The organism is Paenibacillus beijingensis (genome assembly GCF_000961095.1).
GTDB classification, from domain to species: Bacteria; Bacillota; Bacilli; order Paenibacillales; family Paenibacillaceae; genus Paenibacillus_O; species Paenibacillus_O beijingensis.
Window position 1 is genome coordinate 5475940 of sequence record NZ_CP011058.1, and the last position, 18127, is coordinate 5494066.

21 protein-coding genes and 1 tRNA gene are annotated in these 18127 nt (G+C 55.9%); all 22 read right to left on the reverse strand.

The annotated features are described in order from the left end of the window. Positions 1 to 14: 14 nt before the first annotated feature. Entirely contained in the window at positions 15 to 989 is a 975-nt protein-coding gene (gene hepT / locus VN24_RS24725; RefSeq protein WP_045672594.1) for a heptaprenyl diphosphate synthase component II, read from the reverse strand. Continuing rightward, complete coding sequence (locus tag VN24_RS24730) at positions 986 to 1843, reverse strand: menaquinone biosynthesis protein (protein WP_045672595.1); 858 nt, start codon at positions 1841 to 1843, stop codon at positions 986 to 988. Before VN24_RS24730 ends, hepT begins: the two co-directional genes overlap by 4 nt. Beyond that, entirely contained in the window at positions 1833 to 2471 is a 639-nt protein-coding gene (locus VN24_RS24735; RefSeq protein WP_045672596.1) for a UbiX family flavin prenyltransferase, read from the reverse strand. The genes VN24_RS24730 and VN24_RS24735 overlap by 11 nt, the downstream gene beginning before the upstream one ends. Next, positions 2465 to 3340: a UbiA-like polyprenyltransferase gene (locus tag VN24_RS24740; protein WP_045672597.1), complete on the reverse strand. Its 876-nt coding sequence runs from the start codon at positions 3338 to 3340 to the stop codon at positions 2465 to 2467. The genes VN24_RS24735 and VN24_RS24740 overlap by 7 nt, the downstream gene beginning before the upstream one ends. After that, a complete protein-coding gene (locus VN24_RS24745) occupies positions 3337 to 4056 on the reverse strand; it encodes a demethylmenaquinone methyltransferase (RefSeq protein WP_045672598.1) in 720 nt (239 codons plus the stop codon). The genes VN24_RS24740 and VN24_RS24745 overlap by 4 nt, the downstream gene beginning before the upstream one ends. Positions 4057 to 4067: 11 nt before the next feature. Further along, positions 4068 to 4934, reverse strand: a complete 867-nt coding sequence (locus VN24_RS24750; RefSeq protein ID WP_045672599.1) for a heptaprenyl diphosphate synthase component 1 — start codon at positions 4932 to 4934, stop codon at positions 4068 to 4070. Positions 4935 to 5092: 158 nt separating this feature from the next. Further along, positions 5093 to 5692, reverse strand: a complete 600-nt coding sequence (locus VN24_RS24755; RefSeq protein ID WP_045672600.1) for a hypothetical protein — start codon at positions 5690 to 5692, stop codon at positions 5093 to 5095. Positions 5693 to 5819: 127 nt separating this feature from the next. After that, positions 5820 to 6032 carry a trp RNA-binding attenuation protein MtrB gene (gene mtrB / locus VN24_RS24760; RefSeq protein WP_193790140.1) on the reverse strand — a complete coding sequence of 71 codons (213 nt, stop codon included), beginning with the start codon at positions 6030 to 6032 and terminating at the stop codon, positions 5820 to 5822. A 97-nt stretch (positions 6033 to 6129) separates the two neighbouring features. Then, positions 6130 to 6206 (reverse strand) — tRNA-Pro (locus tag VN24_RS24765). Between the two features lie 111 nt (positions 6207 to 6317). After that, complete coding sequence (locus tag VN24_RS24770) at positions 6318 to 6596, reverse strand: HU family DNA-binding protein (RefSeq protein WP_045672602.1); 279 nt, start codon at positions 6594 to 6596, stop codon at positions 6318 to 6320. Positions 6597 to 6788: 192 nt separating this feature from the next. Beyond that, the gene (locus tag VN24_RS24775; RefSeq protein ID WP_045672603.1) at positions 6789 to 7778 is read right to left on the reverse strand and encodes an ABC transporter permease; all 990 of its coding nucleotides are present in this window, start codon (positions 7776 to 7778) and stop codon (positions 6789 to 6791) included. Next, entirely contained in the window at positions 7775 to 9289 is a 1515-nt protein-coding gene (locus VN24_RS24780) for a sugar ABC transporter ATP-binding protein (protein ID WP_045672604.1), read from the reverse strand. The genes VN24_RS24775 and VN24_RS24780 overlap by 4 nt, the downstream gene beginning before the upstream one ends. A gap of 58 nt (positions 9290 to 9347) precedes the next feature. Further along, positions 9348 to 10475 carry a sugar ABC transporter substrate-binding protein gene (locus VN24_RS24785; protein WP_045672605.1) on the reverse strand — a complete coding sequence of 376 codons (1128 nt, stop codon included), beginning with the start codon at positions 10473 to 10475 and terminating at the stop codon, positions 9348 to 9350. 289 nt (positions 10476 to 10764) lie between these two features. Next, entirely contained in the window at positions 10765 to 12243 is a 1479-nt protein-coding gene (gene spoIVA, locus VN24_RS24790; RefSeq protein ID WP_045672606.1) for a stage IV sporulation protein A, read from the reverse strand. 287 nt (positions 12244 to 12530) lie between these two features. Further along, a complete protein-coding gene (locus VN24_RS24795; RefSeq protein WP_052703141.1) occupies positions 12531 to 13319 on the reverse strand; it encodes a hypothetical protein in 789 nt (262 codons plus the stop codon). 15 nt (positions 13320 to 13334) lie between these two features. Next, positions 13335 to 13700 (reverse strand): 2Fe-2S iron-sulfur cluster-binding protein, encoded by a 366-nt coding sequence (locus tag VN24_RS24800; protein WP_045672607.1) that lies wholly within the window; start codon positions 13698 to 13700, stop codon positions 13335 to 13337. Then, entirely contained in the window at positions 13697 to 14293 is a 597-nt protein-coding gene (locus VN24_RS24805; protein WP_045672608.1) for a nucleotidyltransferase family protein, read from the reverse strand. The genes VN24_RS24800 and VN24_RS24805 overlap by 4 nt, the downstream gene beginning before the upstream one ends. Positions 14294 to 14380: 87 nt before the next feature. After that, a complete protein-coding gene (locus VN24_RS24810; RefSeq protein WP_045672609.1) occupies positions 14381 to 14563 on the reverse strand; it encodes a DUF2768 family protein in 183 nt (60 codons plus the stop codon). Positions 14564 to 14716: 153 nt separating this feature from the next. Beyond that, positions 14717 to 14992 carry a stage VI sporulation protein F gene (locus VN24_RS24815; protein WP_045672610.1) on the reverse strand — a complete coding sequence of 92 codons (276 nt, stop codon included), beginning with the start codon at positions 14990 to 14992 and terminating at the stop codon, positions 14717 to 14719. Between the two features lie 109 nt (positions 14993 to 15101). Beyond that, complete coding sequence (locus VN24_RS24820) at positions 15102 to 16130, reverse strand: NAD(P)H-dependent glycerol-3-phosphate dehydrogenase (protein WP_045672611.1); 1029 nt, start codon at positions 16128 to 16130, stop codon at positions 15102 to 15104. 5 nt (positions 16131 to 16135) lie between these two features. Beyond that, positions 16136 to 16735, reverse strand: a complete 600-nt coding sequence (plsY, locus tag VN24_RS24825) for a glycerol-3-phosphate 1-O-acyltransferase PlsY (RefSeq protein ID WP_045672612.1) — start codon at positions 16733 to 16735, stop codon at positions 16136 to 16138. Between the two features lie 12 nt (positions 16736 to 16747). Then, on the reverse strand, positions 16748 to 18070 hold the full coding sequence (gene der, locus VN24_RS24830; protein ID WP_045672613.1) for a ribosome biogenesis GTPase Der: 1323 nt from the start codon (positions 18068 to 18070) through the stop codon (positions 16748 to 16750). Positions 18071 to 18127: the final 57 nt, after the last annotated feature.

Here is an 18127-nt window from a genome sequence, read left to right on the forward strand (position 1 = left end):
CGACGGATCGCTTATTAATAGTTGCGGGTATTGATAAAATGGGCGATATCCGTCAGATTTTTCTTCGCCGGAAGGTCAGGCAATCCCTGCAAAGCATGGAGCGCTTTGCCAATATAATTTTCGGCAAGCTGCTCAGCTTCATGAATGCCGTGGCTGGAACGGATCAAATTGATCGCCGTGCGCGTGTCCGCATTGCCGTCGTGATCGCGGATGATCCCGATTTCACGATACAGCGCATCGCGCAGAGACGGCTCCCGCAGCGCCAAAATAACGGGCAGCGTAATGTTTCCCTGACGGATATCGGATCCGGGCGGCTTGCCGATTTGTTTCTCCGTGCCGAGCAGATCCAGCAGGTCGTCGCGGATTTGGAACGCCATGCCGACGTTGTAGCCGTACCGGTACAACCGGTTGCATACATCGCGCTGCGCCCCGGCGGCGATCGCACCGAGCTGGCAGCTGATGGCGATCAAGAGCGCCGTCTTGCGCCGGATGCGCAGCAGGTAGTTGCGGACGCTTTGCTCGGTGTTGAAAAAATCGCGAATCTGCTCCATTTCGCCGATGCACATCTGCACCATCGCTTTGGACAGAATCTGGTGAATTTGCGGATTGCCGAGCTCTGTCACGATGGTCAGCGCCTTTGCAAATATGTAGTCACCCGTATACATGGCGATCCTGTTGTCCCATTTGGACTTGACCGTCGGCTGCCCCCGCCGGGTTTGGGCATCGTCGATGACGTCGTCGTGGACCAGGCTCGAGCTATGAATCAGCTCCAGCGTAACGGCAATCCGCTTCAACACGTCCAGCCTGTAGTCGCCGAACTTGCCCGCAAGCAGCACAAAAACGGGACGGATCCGTTTGCCTCCCGCTTTGAGCAGATGAAGCGACGTTTCGCCAAGCAGCGTCCGGTCGCTCGCCACGCTGCGCTCCAATTCCTGTTCGATTTGGTTCAAATCGCCTTTCATCTTGGCGTAAAGATCAAGTAGTTTCATTCATTCACCTGCTCAGCAGTTTGGGTCGGACGAAAAAATTCCAGCTTCACTTCCCGCTCCAGCAAACCGAGACGCCTCGCGTAACGGAAGTAAAGTTCCAGACCGGCTTGCCGCCCGGAATCGAAATCATATTTCAATCCTGAAAAATAACCTCTCCAGTACATCTCGTCGCCGCCAATGAAGGAGACGCCTTTATGAATTAGCGGCTTTAGATTGCGCAAGCTCCGGAGCTTGCTGGCCAGCATCGACCGGTAAACGGCATCGACCGCTTCGGGATTGCGCTGCGCCGATTCCTTGCGAACGGCGGCAACGGCATACGTCATGCCCAGGCCCGTCCACTCCTGCCAAAGCCGCCCCAAATCGAGCACCTGCAGCTCCCGGTTGCTCCAGGAAGCCCGGATCGCCGAATCGCCGATCAACAGCGCCGCATCCGCCGACCGCAGCATCGTCTCCAAATCCGGCTCACCGGTAATGTAAGCCGGATTTCCTTTCAAATGCAAGCTCATCAAAATTTTGAGCAGATTGACGGAAGTGGCTGAAGTCGCAGTGAGCGCGATCGTTCCCTTCAGCACATCTTCAAGCGGTTTTTTCATAAACAGCAAAATCGACTGCACAGGTCCCTCGGAGCTGACCGACAAGTCGGGCAGGAGGACGTACTCATCCGCATTCGCCCCGTAGGCGAACGAGGAGACGGTGGACATATCGAGTCCGCCTTCCCTCAGCATGCGGTTCAGCTCTGCCGGGACACGGTAGACGACTTCATATTGAGGCGTGCGGTCCTGCACGTAATGATACAGCGGCCAGGCATTGGCATAATCGATACGTCCGATGGCGATGCGGTGATTAGCGCTCATTCGGCTCATCTCCCCATCTTCTGTACAATTGATGATCGATTCCCATCACGTCCAGCAGCTTGCCTACGAGAAAGTTGACCATATCGTCAAGCGTCTGCGGCCCGTAATAAAAAGCCGGCATCGCTGGCACTATGCTGACGCCCATTCGGGAGAGCGTCAGCATATTTTCCAGATGAATGGCGTGCAGCGGCGTCTCGCGCGGCACAAGAATGAGCCTGCGCCCTTCCTTCATCGCAACGTCGGCCGCCCGGGTGAGCAAGTCGTCGGAAATGCCGTGCGCAATCGAAGCGAGCGTGCCCATCGAACAAGGGGCGATGACCATTCCTTCCGCCTTGTACGAACCGCTCGCAATGTTTGCGCCGATATCGGCGTTCGGGTAATAATGCAGCCGTCCTCCCGCCAGCGCCGCCCCGAACTTCGCTTCAAGCGCATCCTGCCGCCGCGCGGCGTTCCAACCCTGCTCCTCCTTGAGCACGCGCCACCCCGCATCTGTCACGACCAGCTCCACGTGGGCATCCGCGGCGAGCAGCTCTTCGATGAGCCGCACGCCGTATATGGAACCGCTCGCGCCGGTAATGCCGACAACCCAGCGGCCGCTTCCCCCAGATGCCGAGCGTTTCGTTACCATTGCCGCAGCACCACCAGATCCAGCAGCGTGAACGCCAGCATGACGATGCTGAGCGTACCGTTCATCGTAAAAAACGCCGTTTGCAGACGGCTCATGTCGGCCGGCTTTAAAATCAGATGCTCGTAAAACAGGATCGCGACCGACAGCACAATGCCGATCAGGTACAGCCAGCTCAAATCCGTCAGCATATATAAAGCGATAAAGCTGGCGGCCGTAATGACATGAAACAGCTTGGCCAGCCTCAGCGCACCCGCGACGCCGAACCGCGCCGGTATGGAGAAGACGCGTTCCCGGCGGTCGAATTCGAAATCTTGAAGGGCGTATATCGTGTCAAAGCCCGCGAGCCAAAAAATGATGCCGACATACAGAATCCAGGCCGGAGCCGCGAACTCTCCCGTTACGGCCACCCAGCCGCCAAGCGGAGCGAGTCCGATCGTCAGGCCGAGAATAAGATGACACAGCCATGTAAAGCGTTTGGAATATGAATAGATGACGAGCATAAAGACGGCGATCGGCATCAGTTTCAAACAGATCGGATCGAGACGGGAGGCGGCAATAAACAATAATATAAACGAGATGATGACGAAAAATGCGACTTCGCCGGTCTTCAGCAGTCCGGCGGGCAGCGCTCTTTTTTCCGTGCGCGGATTTTTGGCGTCGATCGCCTTGTCAATGAGGCGGTTAAGTCCCATTGCCGCACTGCGTGCGCCGAACATGGCGAGCGTAATCCAGCCGATGTCCGCCCAGGAAGGGAGCTCGCCGTTCATCGTCACCGCGCCGAGCAGCGCTCCCATATAAGCGAACGGCAGGGCAAAGATCGTATGCTCGAATTTAATCATTTCCAGAAAAATGTTCAGTTTGCGAATCATGCTCCGTCTGTCTCCTTTTTCCCGATATGCAGCGCCGCGATTCCTCCGGTGAGCGAATACGCGCGCACATGGCGCAGGCCGGTTTCGCGGAAAATATCCGACAGTCGGTTCATATCGGGAAACGCTTTAAGGGAGTCCGGAAGCCATTTGTACTGCTCGTACGACTTCGCAACCAGCTTACCGACCAGCGGAAGCAGCCGTTCGAAATAAAAATAATAAAGCGATTTAAACGGCTGCGTCGTCGGCTTGGACAGCTCGAGGCAAACGACTTGCCCGCCCGGTTTGACAACGCGCTGCATCTCGCGCAGCACCTGCATCAAATCGGGAACGTTGCGCAGGCCGAATCCGATCGTAGCGTAATCGAATGTGTTGTCTTCGAACGGAAGCTGCATCGCGTTGCCGCGGATGAGCTCGACCCGCCGCTCCAGCCCAAGCTGCTTCAGCTTGTCGGCTCCCACATCGAGCATGCTTTGGCTGAAGTCCAATCCGACGACCCTGCCGGTGCCGCTTGCTTGCGCGATTGCGATCGTCCAATCGCAAGTGCCGCAGCACAGATCGATCGCCGTCGCTCCGGACTGCACGTTCATCTGTTTCATGGTGAATTTGCGCCAAGCCTGATGTCTGCGGAAACTGAGCAGATCATTCATAAGATCGTATTTGGGCGCAATTTTTTCAAATACGGCGTGAACATGCTGTTCCTTTGCTTTGGGATCCATTAGAACGAAAGTCACCTCATCTCGGTTAACGTCGGCGCTGTCGCCGACAAAGGGTACAGCAGCTTTTCTTTCAACTGCAGCAGCTCGGCCGCAAGCTTGTCCGAGTCAAGCCGCCGCGCCAATGATTGCAGATGCTCCGCGCAGCCGTGCAGCTTGTCCGTCAGCTTGCCGCGGATGTCGAATTTGATGGACAGCGAATGGATAAACGCAGGCTGCAATTCCGCATGCTCCGTAAGTAGCCGGCGTTCTTCCTCGTTGCCGTTCTCCAGCACATGCCAGTATCCCCAGCTGCCTGTAAACCGGTCATCCGTACGCGCCAGTTCATCGCGCACCGCTTCGCAGAGGCATACCGTTTGCAGCAGTTCCGGCCAGTTGGAAACGTATTTCTCTTCGAGCAGCGCCGCAAACCCTTCAAACATCCCCGCTTTCAGACGGGCGGTTTCCACGATATACTCTTCAGCCGTCAGGTTAAGCTGTTTCGCCTTCACGTATAAACCCGTTTTCATCCGGTTCACTTCACAGATGGCTTCGCTGAGTCGCCCCACCATCTCGATCTGTCCCGCCTGGGACAGCAGCTGGTAGAAACGGCTGCTGAAATAATCGCCGGCCAAAATGCGCAATTGGCGGGAACGCATATCCTTTAAAGTTAAAGGAGCTTCTTCAACATCGACCATATCGTGAGTGTCGAGGCCGAGCTGGACAAGCGATACGACCAGCGAATACAGCTCGCTGTGCTTGGCGGCAAAGCGCTGCCGGTTCAAAAAAGCGAACAGCAGGCGGATGCGCGGATCGGGAAAAGCCGGCAGCTCGGTATGCCGCTGGATCATGTCGTAATCAACATATTTTTGGGCTATTTCGGGAATGCGGTAAGGTTTCATCGGGTAAGCCTCCGAACAGAACGGACCATAGCCGCTCAATAATCTAAATTATTATAGCATAATTATTGACACGAGTCACAGTCCGCTCCTTGTTCTTCACAATTCGTTAACGGGTGGAGAACAAATACGGCCACTCGCGCGTGCGGCATGAATAAACGTTACAGGGACGAAGAGCCGAAGCGCGCATCCCATTCGCTCGTAAAGTGGAGACGGAGCCGGTTCCTCCACTCCCGGTTTCGAACCGGGTCGGTCGGAGGCGCTTCCTCCCCCTTATCCTTCAGCCAGGCATCCGATTTGCGCACATCCGCAGAGAACAGCAAATCTCCTTCCGCGAAAGCGGCGGGTGCATCTCCCGGTGCCGAAGCGGCCTGTTGACCGGCCGGAAACTCCGAAGAGCAGCGGACAAGCAGCCGGCTGACGTTATCGACCTGGCGGAACGCCAAATGGACGAGCTTGTTCACATCGCGGAACCAATCGTCCGAATATCCGCCCTCTGCCGGAACGACCAGATCTACGGACAGAACGGCGTTATTCCATCCGACTCTTGTCATTCGCTGGGAAAGCTCGAGCCCGGTAAGCAGATCGACCAGATTGCGGTTGTTCATCCGGCCCTCCGCTTCGGGGTTAAAGACCATCATCTCCCTAACCGCAGCACCGCTCCCGTTTCCGTCCGTCTGTTTAAACGGCAGCAGCCCCAGCAGCAGAACGGCCGCAAGCGCCGCGGCCCATGCGGCGAGCATACGAATGCGGACACTCATCTTTTCCATCCCCCTCTTAGGGCCGGTCCGTCATTCCCGCTAACGGCAACCTACGAACCTAATTACCTCTTAAACTAGTATATAAACAAAAAAAGCAGGCTATGCCTGCTTCTCACGCGCGATTCGTTTATTGGTCGGTTTCGATTGTGCCGTACTTGGTCATGACCGTCGCTTTGCCGCGAATTTTGATGGCAGACGTATGGTCGGTGAATTGGGCAATGAGAATTTCACCTTTATCAAGCTTCTCCGTATGGTGGAATTTCGTATCCAATCCGCGTGTGAGGCCGATAACCTGCACTCCCTGATCTTTAGCTTTTACGACGATGTATTCACCCTGCATCGCATCCACTTCACATCCTCCTCTCTGCTTCCCGCTCACTCTAGCAAAAACTGCTCTCCCGCAGCAGACAGGAAAGCAGTTAGGTAAACGTTATGTATGGTCGGAGTAGCGGGATTTGAACCCACGGCCTCACCCACCCCAAGGGTGCGCGCTACCAGGCTGCGCTATACCCCGACAGCAACATAAAAGATTCTAACCGAATATGAAATGCATTGTCAATAGACAATTGAATAGGAGCGGGATAGAAAACGCCCGAATGAAATTCATTCGGACGCGGGCAGTTAATTATTCGCCCGACACCAGGTCTTTCAACGATTTCCCCGGTTTAAACGCAGGCATTTTGCTTGCTGCAATATCGATTTCTTCTCCGGTTTGCGGGTTGCGGCCTTTACGCGCCTGACGTTCCCGAACCTCGAAGTTGCCGAAGCCGACCAATTGAACTTTGTCGCCGCTTTGCAGCGCGTCGGAAATCGCGTCAAAAACCGCATCTACTGCTTTCGTTGCGTCTTTTTTGGACAATTCCGTTGCTTCAGCCACTTTCGTAATCAAATCCGCCTTGTTCATTGATTTTCACCTCCCTGAAAAAAACGCTCTGACATCCTCAATATCATTCTGTTTAACCGAAAACTGCAAAAATATACCTCTGAAAGCGGAACAAACTTATAGTAATACAGCCTTTAGCCGATTTCAAGTATAAAAGGCAACAAAGTCGCGCATTCCGGCCGTTTGCGCACCGATGCTGCCGCTCTGGCGCCGTTAGCCCGCTTTTCGCCTGTTCAGATGGATAAACGTCACTGAAAGCGCGAGCACGAGCACGCCGCCTTTAATAATATCGTTCGTATAATACTGCACGCGCATCATCGTCAAACCGTTCAACAGCACCCCGATTAACAGGGCACCGAAGAACGTTCCGATCACATTGGGGCGACCGGCTCCAAGCACCGAGTATCCGATAAACACGGCAGCCACCGCTTCCATCAGCACGGGAGCGCCCGCATCCACCTGGCCGCTTCCCGTACGCGCCGCGAACAGGATACCGCCGATCGAAGCGAAGATGCCGGCGAGAACGTATGCCGCCGTGCGAATGCGGCGGACGCGCACGCCGGAAAGTCTTGCCGCTTCTTCGTTGCCGCCCGTCATCTCCATTTGCCGCCCGAAGCGTGTATATTTAAAGAACAGGTATACAAGCACAAATGCGACGGCCATCAGCAGCACCGTAACCGGAATGCCGAGCAACTTCCCTTGCCCAAGCCACAAAAAGGACGCGCTGATTTGGCCCGGAGCGGTGGAACCGTCCTGCATCGCCATATTGTTGTAGATCGAATACCCTTTCGTGAAGGTCCGGTGCACCCCGGAGACGATATACAGCATCGCAAGGGTGGCGAGCATGTCCGGAATGCGGATGCGCACGATCAGCAGCGCATTGATCAATCCGACCGCGGCGCCGACCGCAAGCGAAGCGATAATGACGACGACAAGCGGCATTTGGTACCATACCATCAGCGCAGCGGAGAATACGGTCGTCATGGAGACGGTAGAGCCTACCGACAAGTCAAACCCGTCCACCGTCAGCGAAAACGTAACGCCGAGCGCCACAAAAGCGGTAATGGCAATCGATCTTAAAATGTCCGTAAGATTGGCATAAGTGAAGAAATACTCGTTCCACAGCGAAAAAAAGATGATGACCAGCCCGATGACGATCAAGGAGCCGTATTTGAACACAAAGTCAAGTAATTTCGAATTCACGCGATACCCTCTCTTCCTCCGCTGGCATGAATCAGCAGATCCTCCTGCGTCGCTTCGCCATGACGGAATTCCTTTACGATTTTTCCGTCGCACATGACGAGTATGCGGTCGGCGATGCCGAGCGCCTCGGCGAATTCGCAGGTGAAATAGACGATTGCTTTACCCTGCTGGGCGAGATCTCCGATAATTCGGAAAATGTCGCTCTTCGCGCCGATGTCGACCCCTTTGGTCGGCTCGTCGAACAAATAGACGGAAGCCTCTGTCGGCAGCCATTTGCCGATGCTTACCTTCTGCTGGTTGCCGCCGCTGAGGTGGGCGGTCTGCTGGCGCGGGGACGACGTTTTGATGCCCAGCCTTTCGATGAGCCCGGCCGCATTGGCGGCTTCCTTCCTGCCGGAAAGAACGCCGAGCTTCGAAATCGCCCGCAGAATGGGAAGGCTCAAATTCCGCTGTACGGAATCGGAGACAAGTATCCCCTGCTTGCGCCGCTCTTCCGGAACGAGCGCCAATCCGCCCTTGATCGCATCGGCGGGGCTGCCCGTAGGGACCGGCTTTCCGTCCACCTTCACCTGTCCCGAATCATGGGGGTCGGCGCCGAACATTGCGCGCGACAGCTCGGTTTTGCCTGCGCCGACCAGCCCGACGACAGCGATGATTTCGCCGCTGCGGGCATTAAAGCTTACTCCCTGCACACGCTTGCCACTGCGCAGATTGTCCACCTCCAGCCGCACGCCGCCGATGGCAGCCTCGGCCTTCGGATATTCCTCTTCGAATACGCGACCGAGCATCGCCTGCACGACCGCTTCCTGGCTCGTAGCGGACGTATTCTCGGTCATCACCTTGCGGCCGTCCCGCATCACCGTAATCCGGTCGCAAATCCGGAACACTTCCGGCAGCCGGTGCGAAATGAAGATAACGCCGATGCCGTCCGCCTTCAGCTGCTCCACGACACGGAAGAGCCGCTCAGCCTCTTCCAGGCTGAGCGGCGCGGTAGGCTCGTCCAGTATGACGAACTTCGCTTTCTCCGTAAGCAAGCGGGCGATAAGCACCAGCTGTTTTTCCGCAAGCGTCAGTTCGGAAGCGGGCTTGCGAACCGGCAGCGAGGTACCGAGCCGGGCCAGCACGTCCGCCGCTTCCCGCTCGACCTCTTTCCAGTTCACGAACAATCCGCCGCCGGCTCCCGCGATCCGGTCGAGAAGAATGTTTTCGGCGACGCTTAAGCTCGGTACGATTGCGGTATCCACTTCCTGGTATACGCAGTGGATGCCGTGGCGCTTTGCATCGCCCGGCGACGAGATGTGGGCCGGGCTTCCGCCGATGTCGACCGTTCCGCCGTCAAACGTATAGGCACCCGACAAAATTTTCATCAGCGTGCTTTTTCCGGCTCCGTTCGCTCCGAGAAGGGCATGCACCTCTCCTCCGCGCACCTCGAACTCGACGCCTTGCAAGGCGGGCACCCCGGAGAAGGACTTGGTGATGCCGGACATCGATAGTATATTCGCTTTATTCATTCCAACCATCTCCTAGCTTTCGCCGTTAACTTATCGGCCCGTTGCTTTGCTAACCGGATTATTTCGCTGCGGATCCGCCCGATTTAACCATCCAATCGGCGATACCCTGCTCGTTGCTGCCCCATTCCTTCACATAGCTGCTGAGCTGGGCGGTGTTGATTTTTTCATCAGGCAGCTGATCGCGGCTGACGTTAACAGCATTCAGAACGACTTTGTCTTCGGTTTTGTCGCCGTGCAGCTTCTGATACAGGTAGCGGACTTGCACGCGTCCGATATCTTTCGGATCGACGGCGGCCGAAGCTACCCAAGGACCCGTTTTATCTTGAATAAGCTGCAGATCTTCGTCGCTCATATCGATGCCGTATACTTTGATTTCATTGCGGCCCGCCTGCTGAATGGCGCGTGTTGCGCCTTTAGCGAATTCGTCCCACGATGCCCATACCGCGGAAATGCTGCCTTTTTCCGGATTTTGCTTCAAGATCGCTTCCATTTGCGTTTGCGCGTTCAAAGCCGCGTTGTTCGCATCGCCGAAGGCGGCGATTTCTTTAATGTCCGGATTAGCTTCCAGAAACGATTTGTATGCGATTTGGCGGCGTTCCATCGGTGCAAAACCGGCAACCCAGATTTTGACGATATTGCCTTTTCCGCCGATGTCCGCTTTCAATTGGTTCAGCGTCAGCTCGGCCATTTTTTGGTCGTCCTGCTGCAGCACGGTAACGCCCGGAATGTTCAGATCCGCGTCAAACGAAACGACGGGAATTCCTTTGTCGACCGCTTTTTTCACGCCGGCTTGCAGCGCCTCTGGCGTCCCGTGGTCGGTAAGGATGGCGTCGAAGCCGCCGTTGATCGCCGAATCGAGATTGGAAGCCATTTTGGCAAGGTCGTTGTCCGAAACGAACACTTGAACGGTTCCGCCGAAGTTTTTGACCTGCTCCTCTACTCCGGCAATATATTGCGCGGAGAAGGTGCCTTGGTTGAACTGCATCACAAGCGCGATCTTTTTGCCTTCAAGCGATTTTTCGTTGCCGAGCGTTATTTTCAACGCGTCAGTCTGCTCGGCTGCGGTTGCTGCCGCGCCGGTATTTGTCTCGTTTCCGGACTTTTTCTCCGAATTTCCGCACGCCGAAACGACCAGCAGCATAGCAGCCGCCAGCAGCAGCAGAGCGCGTTTACCCCATTTGTTCATCTTTGTTTCTCCTCCTGTGCTTCTATCAAGCCATGTAATCTATTAAATCTAAGGCTTATCATACCACGTTTTCCAAGCAAGTCAATCGGAATTTAAGGCAAATGTCGACTGTTACCGAAAAAACGCGCAATTGCCATTATAAAATGCCGCTGCCCGGATTGCAAACTTTTTACATGCGAAAGGCAGCATTTAACAAAGCAATAAATACGAAAAAGAAACCTCCATCACCACTTTTCATTGTGGTCATGGAGGCCGTTTTGCCGGCGGTACTGCACCAGCGCCGCTTCGATTATAAAATGATGGCGATCAGCCCGCCGGAGCCTTCGTTAATAATCCGTCCCAGCGTTTCCTGCAGCTTATAACGCGCATTGTCGGGCATCATGGCGATTTTTCCTTGTATGCCTTCGCGGACGATCGAATGAAGCGAGCGGCCGAACATGTCGGAATCCCACACTTTGATCGGATCGTTTTCGAAGTCCTGCATCAAGTAGCGCACAAGCTCCTCGCTTTGCTTTTCCGTGCCGATGATCGGCGCGAATTCCGATTCCACGTCAACGCGGATCATATGAATGGACGGCGCGGTCGCCTTCAGCCGGACTCCGAAGCGCGAGCCCTGCCGGATCAGCTCCGGCTCGTCAAGCGCCATTTCCGCCAGTGTCGGGGCGGCGATGCCGTACCCGGTCGTTTTGACCATTTCGAGCGCGTCGGCAAACCGGTCATACTCCCGCTTCGCATGGGTGAAGTCCTGCATCAGCTGCAGCAGGTGGTCTTTGCCCCTTATTTCGACTCCGACCACTTCCATCAGGATTTGGTCGTACAGCTCGTCGGGCGCGTACAAATCAATCTCGGCAACCCCTTGGCCCATATTCATATCGCTTAATCCGGCCCTGGCGATAAAGTCAAATTCCATAAATTGGGATACAACCCTGTCCACATCCCGCAGGCGGCGGATATCTTTTACCGTATCCCGGACCGAATTTTCATAATTGCTGCGCAGCCAGTGATTTTCGTTCAGCACCATGACCCAGCTCGGAAGATTGACGTTGACTTCATGGACCGGAAATTCGTAGAGCACTTCGCGCAGGACGGACATCACTTCTTCTTCGCCCATGCTCGCCGCGCTGAGCGTCATGACCGGAATATCATATTTATTCTGCAGCTCGCTGCGCAGCTGAAGCGTATCTTCGCTGCGCGGCTTCGTTGAGTTGATAATCAGCACGAACGGCTTGCCGACTTCCTTCAGCTCGGCAATGACCCGCTCTTCCGCCTCGACGTAGGAGCTGCGCGGAATTTCGGCAATCGTGCCGTCCGTCGTCACCACGACGCCAAGCGTCGAATGCTCCTGGATCACTTTGCGCGTACCGATCTCGGCCGCTTCCTGGAATGGGATCGGCTCCTCGAACCAAGGGGTTGTAATCATGCGCGGACCGTTCTCGTCCTCGTAGCCTTTGGCGCCTTCAACGGCATAGCCGACGCAATCGACGAGGCGCACGTTCACTTCGAGTCCTTCGGCAACCTTGATCCGGACCGCCTGATTCGGCACGAATTTCGGCTCCGTCGTCATAATCGTTTTGCCGGCAGCGCTTTGCGGCAGCTCGTCAATCGCCCGGACACGGTCTACATCGCTCGTAATATTGGGAAGCACAACTGTCTCCATAAAGCGTTTGATGAACGTCGATTTCCCCGTCCGGACCGCGCCGACAACGCCAAGGTATATATCACCGCCCGTGCGTTCGGCAATGTCCTTGAAAATGTCAATTTTCTCCACTTCAGTTTCCCCTCCCCATTGAATTTCCGGTTCGCCGCCATCCACCGGTCAATCGGGCAGGCAAGCGACGCAACTCGTACATGCTGTGGACTAGTAATAGCATATTGCCCGGATTCCCCGTTTATGACGGATCGTGCGGGAAAACTTTGAGAGCCGGGTCTTCGCACCTTCCCTTTCAAGATTGAGATATATGAGAACCGGAAATAAAAAAGAACCTCATCACCGGCGGCATGGCGGATGCCGCAGGCAATCAGGTTCGATGTAACGGGTATCTTCAATCGCGCCGGCTATCGATTCGTTTCGGGCAGCTGCGGGCGCGGTTCGCCGCGCACGAGCTTGTACACGGGAGACTTCACCGGCACGAAATCGGTCTGGTCCACAAGCAGAATCCGCAGATCCGTATCCGCCGGCATACCGGCCAAGCCGTTTTTTTGCACCGCAGCCATAATGTCACGGGCATAGTCGGCGTACACCCGCCCGCTGCCGTCCATCATGACCGGAACCGGATTGCCGGAATACATGCTCCGAACCGAAAGCGCGCTCCGTCCCAGCTTCGCGTAATCGACCGCGTTAAAGCCGGGATACGTTTCCTCTCCCTTCGGCAGATTGCCGCTATGGGAGGCGCTATAGTCGCTCACCCAGCCTTGAATGTCGGCCAGCTGCTGGTAGACGAGCAGCGACATCAGCTTCACGCGCGGTTTTGTTTGTTCGTCTAGCACCAAAAAATAGTAGCCCCCTCCGCTCTCGAATGCGGCCGCAGGAAGGGTATCCAAATAACGCATCCGCTGCAGCTTGCCGAGATCGACGACAAATTTTTCATAGAACGGCGTGCTTTGATCGCTGTTCTTGATCGGGAGCAGCCCGGTATCCCGCTTATAGTCATCCACTGCGGCCTGAACGGCTCGCACCGCATCCTTTGAGACTGGTCCCCCTTGCGCGCGCCGCTCCTGGGGGTACATGCAGCCGGATAACGAAAGCGCAATCATAATAACGGTCAGCAAAAAAACGCATCTTCCGGCGGAGCGGGGGGCTCCCGCAGCCCCGCTCTGATGCGGGAGAATTCGGTTCACAATCATCGCGTAACGGCTCCTTTACCATCCGAGATCGTCTTCATCCTGTTCGGCCTTTTCCAACTGACGCCTTACGGCGGCTTTGAGCGGATCTTCCGGCACCGAAATGACCGCGTTGCCGGTCACCTTCGCCTGGCAAGCAAGCCGCGTGCGGCTGGAGTCCAGACCCGCAAGCTTCCGCTTCTCCAACAGTCCCGCAGGAGACAGTCCGTCCCCAGCCGTCCCGCCGCCGGAAGCGACATCGACTTTGCACATGAGACAGCCTGCTTTGCCCCCGCAGCGGGAACGGATTCCGATACGCGCCTGACGGGCCGCGCCCAGCACCGTCATGCCGGGGCGCACCGACACTTTGCGCCCCTCGGGCAAAAAAGTAACTTCATAAGTCAATTGCCCGCCCCCGCTTTCATGCCTTCCAGCCACTTCCGCGCCTCTGCGACCGCCTCCGGCGAAAACCGGTTCCGCCGCTCGATCTCCGCAAGCACCCGGCCGCTTTCGGCTTCGCGGCCGAGCGCCGGCCCGATCAAAGTGCAACGGTCCTCCCTCGCGCGCAGCAGATTGAACCAGAACTCATGCGCGAGCGGAGCAATCGTAACGTCGCGCCCTAAGAGCCGGACATTTTCTCCGTAAGGACGCAGCACTTCGCGCACTTCCGCGCGGTAGCGGCACCCTTTGGCGGTAACGATAAAACCGCCGACCAGCTCGACCTCCACCCCATGAATGACATAATGACTTAACAGGGAGCGATACATGTCCGTCTCGCTCCAAGCCGGTACATCGACCGCATACCGCTCCAAACCGCGGTGAAGCGCACGCGCATCCTCTTCGTCGGCGTACAGGTCCAAATCGCGGGGCGCTGCGGGAAGCTTCAGTCCGCGCAGCAGAAGGCCGGAGCTTCCGCCGACAACCCACTGCGCTCCCCAAGCGCGTCCCGCTGCAGCCGCAGCTGCCAACGCTTCGCTTATTTGCTGCCGAACGTCCATTCACATCCCTCGCTTTCCCGCTTGCTCTTAAACTTTCGCATTCGCTTTTGATTCAGTATGTACGGAAATTCCGCTTCGAACCGGGAATTATACGATAATCGAAAATACGCCGAGCAGAAAACCGGTCATCAGAAATCCAAGCGCAATGATCGTCAATACGATTCTGAGAAAGCCTTTCGTTTTTAGTCTCGCAAACGTAATCAATACCGCCGACACGACCATCAGGCCGATGCCGACGAGCGAGATCCACATGACCGTCATCGGATCCATAGCCCAGCCACTCCTGACATGAACAGATCAATTCCGTTAAAGCGATTATACCATTCAAGCAAAAAAAGGGCCAAACCGTTTAGGCCGCTCTCCTTCGATGACAAAAAACAGGAGGCTGCAACGATTTGACCCTTTAGCGGACGCAGGCGACCGTTATTTTTTCAGCATCATCTTCATCAACGATTCGATGCTGCCCATATTTACGCCGCTTGCCTTGACAGTCTTCACGATATCGTTGATTGTCGCTTCCGTCACAGGAACTTTAGCCATGGCGGCGACCTGCTTCACGAGCTTGCGCAGCTCAGCCTCGTTGTGAAGCGTGTCTTTCGTCACGCCGCTGGCAAGCTTCTTCACTGAGTTCTCGGAGATGGCTTTTCCGGTTTTTTTGTTGACAGCGCCCAAAACATCTTTGGAAAAATCTTTATTCACCGTAATCCTCCCTTAGCCATTTGCTCTGGCATAGCCTTCCGGTTCAAGAAGCATAGCTATTGCCTTTCGCTTGCATCATATGAGAGGGATACGGGAATGGTGTAGGCTATTATATCTCGTTGGTACGGGTCCGTCCCATTAAATCTTCGACGGCCGCCCGCGGCGATTTGTTTTCGAACAAAACCTGGAACAGCTGCTCGGTAATCGGCATCTCTACTTCATAACGCTCCGCCAATAGATGGGCAGCGCGCGTCGTCCGGACCCCTTCCACAACCATGCCCATCTTTTGCAGCACTTCTTCCAGCGTACCGCCGGCGGCAATGAGCGAGCCCGCCCGCCAGTTTCTGCTGTGCGGGCTGGTGCAGGTGACGATCAGATCTCCGACGCCTGCCAGACCGGCAAATGTTAGCGGGTTCGCGCCCATTGCGGCTCCGAGCCGGCCAATTTCCGCCAAGCCGCGCGTCAGCAGCGCCGCTTTCGCATTGTCGCCGAATCCGAGACCGTCGGAGAGTCCGGCTCCGAGCGCAATAATATTTTTAATGGCGCCGGCAACTTCGACGCCGACGACATCGCTGTTCGTATAAACGCGGAAATCGGTATTAATGAGCGCATCCTGGGCTTTCTCCGCCGCTTCCTGCGACTCGGCGGCGACGACGACCGTCGTCGGCTTGCGCTCCACAACCTCCTCCGCATGGCTCGGACCGGAAAGCACGACGATTTCCGCCTGAGGACGGTCAAGCTCTTCGGACAGAACGGTCGACATCCGCTTCAGACTTTCCGCTTCGAATCCTTTGGCGGCATGAATGACCAGCGTGTCGTTCTCCAAATAACGGGATGCCGACTGCGCCACCGCCCGCATGGCGGACGAAGGGGCCGCAAACAGCGCCAGCGCCGCTCCGCGCAGCGCCGCTTCCATATCGGTTGTTGCCGTTACCGCTGCAGGCAGAACCGCTTTCGGCAAAAACCGGGTATTCGTATGCCGGACGTTGATTTCATCCGCCTGAGAGGCGTTGCGCGTCCAAATGCTGACTTCATATCCGTTATCGGCCAGAACGGCTGCAAGCGCCGTTCCCCAGCTGCCCGCAACAAGTACTGCCGCCTTATTGCCCTCGGCATGACGCTTTGAATTTACCGGCATCGTGATTACGCCCCTTTCTTGGCGCCAAGCTTGTTTTCCCGTCCTTGAACCAGCTTGACGATATTGGTGCGGTGGCGGATAAAGGCAAACGCGCACAGAATGAGGCTAATCCAAAACAGCGGTAGCGATAAATTCATCATGAGAATAAATGCCGGCGCCAAAACCGAAAATACAAGCGAGCCGAGCGAAACATAACGGGTCAGCGCAATAACGGCAATCGCGGCGATTCCGGCATACAGTCCCGGAAGAAACGCCAGCGTCAGCATAATGCCGACCATGGTGGCGATCCCTTTGCCGCCCTTAAAGCGGAAGTATACCGGCCAGTTATGGCCGACGATAGCGGCCAATCCGCATAGCGCGGGCACCCATTCCGAATCCGGCACAAGCCAGCGGCCGAGCAGCACCGCCGCGACGCCCTTTAAAATATCGAGCACAAAAACCGTTATGCCCGGACCTTTACCAAGCACCCGCAGCGTATTGGTGGCGCCGGCGTTTCCGCTGCCGTGCTGCCGAATGTCGATGCCTTTCAATAAACGGGCGGCAACAATGCTGAATGAAATGGAACCGAGCAAATAACTGATGATAACAACCGCGAATGACAGCAACGTTCTTCTCCCCTAATCTTCTTCCGATTTGCGGCGCGTAAACAAGCGGACTGGCGTTCCTTCGAAGTCAAACGCCGCCCTGATTTTGTTTTCCAAATACCGCTCATACGAGAAATGCATGATTTCCGGCGCGTTGACGAAAATGACAATCGTCGGCGGCCGTACCGACACTTGCGTCACATAGTTGATGCGCAGCCGCTTGCCTTTGTCGGTCGGAGGCGGGTTGATCGCAACCGCGTCCGCCACCACGTCGTTGAGCAGATGCGTCTGAATGCGCATCGCATGCTGCTCCGAGACGTGATTGACGACCGGCAGCAGCTTATGCAGACGCTGCTTCGTTCTCGCGGACAAAAATACGATCGGCGCATAAGTCATAAACAGAAATTGTTCGCGGATCTTTTGCGTGAACTGCTGCATCGTCTTGTCGTCCTTCTCGACGACATCCCATTTGTTCACGACAAAAATACAGGCGCGTCCCGCTTCATGCGCATATCCGGCAATATGTTTATCCTGCTCGATGATGCCTTCTTCGCCGTTGATTACGATAAGCACGACGTCCGCGCGTTCAATCGCTTTGAGCGCACGCATGACGCTGTATTTCTCCGTCGACTCGTACACTTTGCCGCGCTTGCGCATGCCCGCCGTATCAATGAGCACGTAACGCTGGCCATCCCGTTCAAAGGGCGTATCGATCGCGTCGCGCGTCGTGCCGGCGACGTCACTGACGATCACGCGCTCTTCGCCGAGCAATGCGTTCACAAGCGAAGACTTGCCGACGTTCGGCCTGCCGATCAGAGCGACGCGGATCACGTCCTCATCGTACGGATCCTCTTCGATTTCCGGAAGCTTCCCGACTGCCGCGTCCAGCAGATCTCCAATGCCGGTACCGTGCGATCCCGAAATGCCGATCGGCTCTCCGAACCCGAGGCCGTAAAATTCGTACACATCGTCAGCGCGGCCCTGGTTGTCCACTTTGTTGACGGCTACGACGACAGGCTTGTGCGAGCGGAACAAAATATGCGCCACTTCCTCGTCAGCCAGCGTCAAGCCGGATTTTGCATCGACCATGAAAATGATGACGTCCGCTTCTTCAATGGCCAATTCCGCCTGCATCCGGACCGACTTCATAATTTCATCTTCGCCTTCAATCTCGATGCCGCCGGTGTCCACGATGTTAAATGCCCGGCCGTTCCATTCCCCGGTTCCGTAAAGACGGTCCCGCGTTACGCCCGGTTTATCTTCTACAATTGCCAGCCGGTCACCGATTATCCTATTAAAAATCGTTGATTTTCCCACATTCGGCCTTCCTACGATGGCGATAACGGGTCTTGCCATAGTTAACACTCCTCCAAAAATTCTAACGCCTATCATCATAGCAAAAAACAGCGGTCT

Coding starts and splice junctions, on each gene's coding strand:
- VN24_RS24745 (WP_045672598.1), bottom strand. CDS start 4,056: ATGGATCCCAAAGCAAAGGAACAGCATGTTCACGCCGTATTTGAAAAA.
- VN24_RS24770 (WP_045672602.1), bottom strand. CDS start 6,596: ATGAACAAGGCGGATTTGATTACGAAAGTGGCTGAAGCAACGGAATTG.
- mtrB (WP_193790140.1), bottom strand. CDS start 6,032: ATGCAGGGTGAATACATCGTCGTAAAAGCTAAAGATCAGGGAGTGCAG.
- VN24_RS24820 (WP_045672611.1), bottom strand. CDS start 16,130: ATGCCGGTAAATTCAAAGCGTCATGCCGAGGGCAATAAGGCGGCAGTA.
- VN24_RS24780 (WP_045672604.1), bottom strand. CDS start 9,289: ATGAATAAAGCGAATATACTATCGATGTCCGGCATCACCAAGTCCTTC.
- VN24_RS24785 (WP_045672605.1), bottom strand. CDS start 10,475: ATGAACAAATGGGGTAAACGCGCTCTGCTGCTGCTGGCGGCTGCTATG.
- VN24_RS24740 (WP_045672597.1), bottom strand. CDS start 3,340: ATGATTCGCAAACTGAACATTTTTCTGGAAATGATTAAATTCGAGCAT.
- VN24_RS24750 (WP_045672599.1), bottom strand. CDS start 4,934: ATGAAACCTTACCGCATTCCCGAAATAGCCCAAAAATATGTTGATTAC.
- VN24_RS24735 (WP_045672596.1), bottom strand. CDS start 2,471: ATGGTAACGAAACGCTCGGCATCTGGGGGAAGCGGCCGCTGGGTTGTC.
- VN24_RS24730 (WP_045672595.1), bottom strand. CDS start 1,843: ATGAGCGCTAATCACCGCATCGCCATCGGACGTATCGATTATGCCAAT.
- der (WP_045672613.1), bottom strand. CDS start 18,070: ATGGCAAGACCCGTTATCGCCATCGTAGGAAGGCCGAATGTGGGAAAA.
- VN24_RS24755 (WP_045672600.1), bottom strand. CDS start 5,692: ATGAGTGTCCGCATTCGTATGCTCGCCGCATGGGCCGCGGCGCTTGCG.
- VN24_RS24795 (WP_052703141.1), bottom strand. CDS start 13,319: ATGATTGTGAACCGAATTCTCCCGCATCAGAGCGGGGCTGCGGGAGCC.
- hepT (WP_045672594.1), bottom strand. CDS start 989: ATGAAACTACTTGATCTTTACGCCAAGATGAAAGGCGATTTGAACCAA.
- VN24_RS24805 (WP_045672608.1), bottom strand. CDS start 14,293: ATGGACGTTCGGCAGCAAATAAGCGAAGCGTTGGCAGCTGCGGCTGCA.
- VN24_RS24810 (WP_045672609.1), bottom strand. CDS start 14,563: ATGGATCCGATGACGGTCATGTGGATCTCGCTCGTCGGCATCGGCCTG.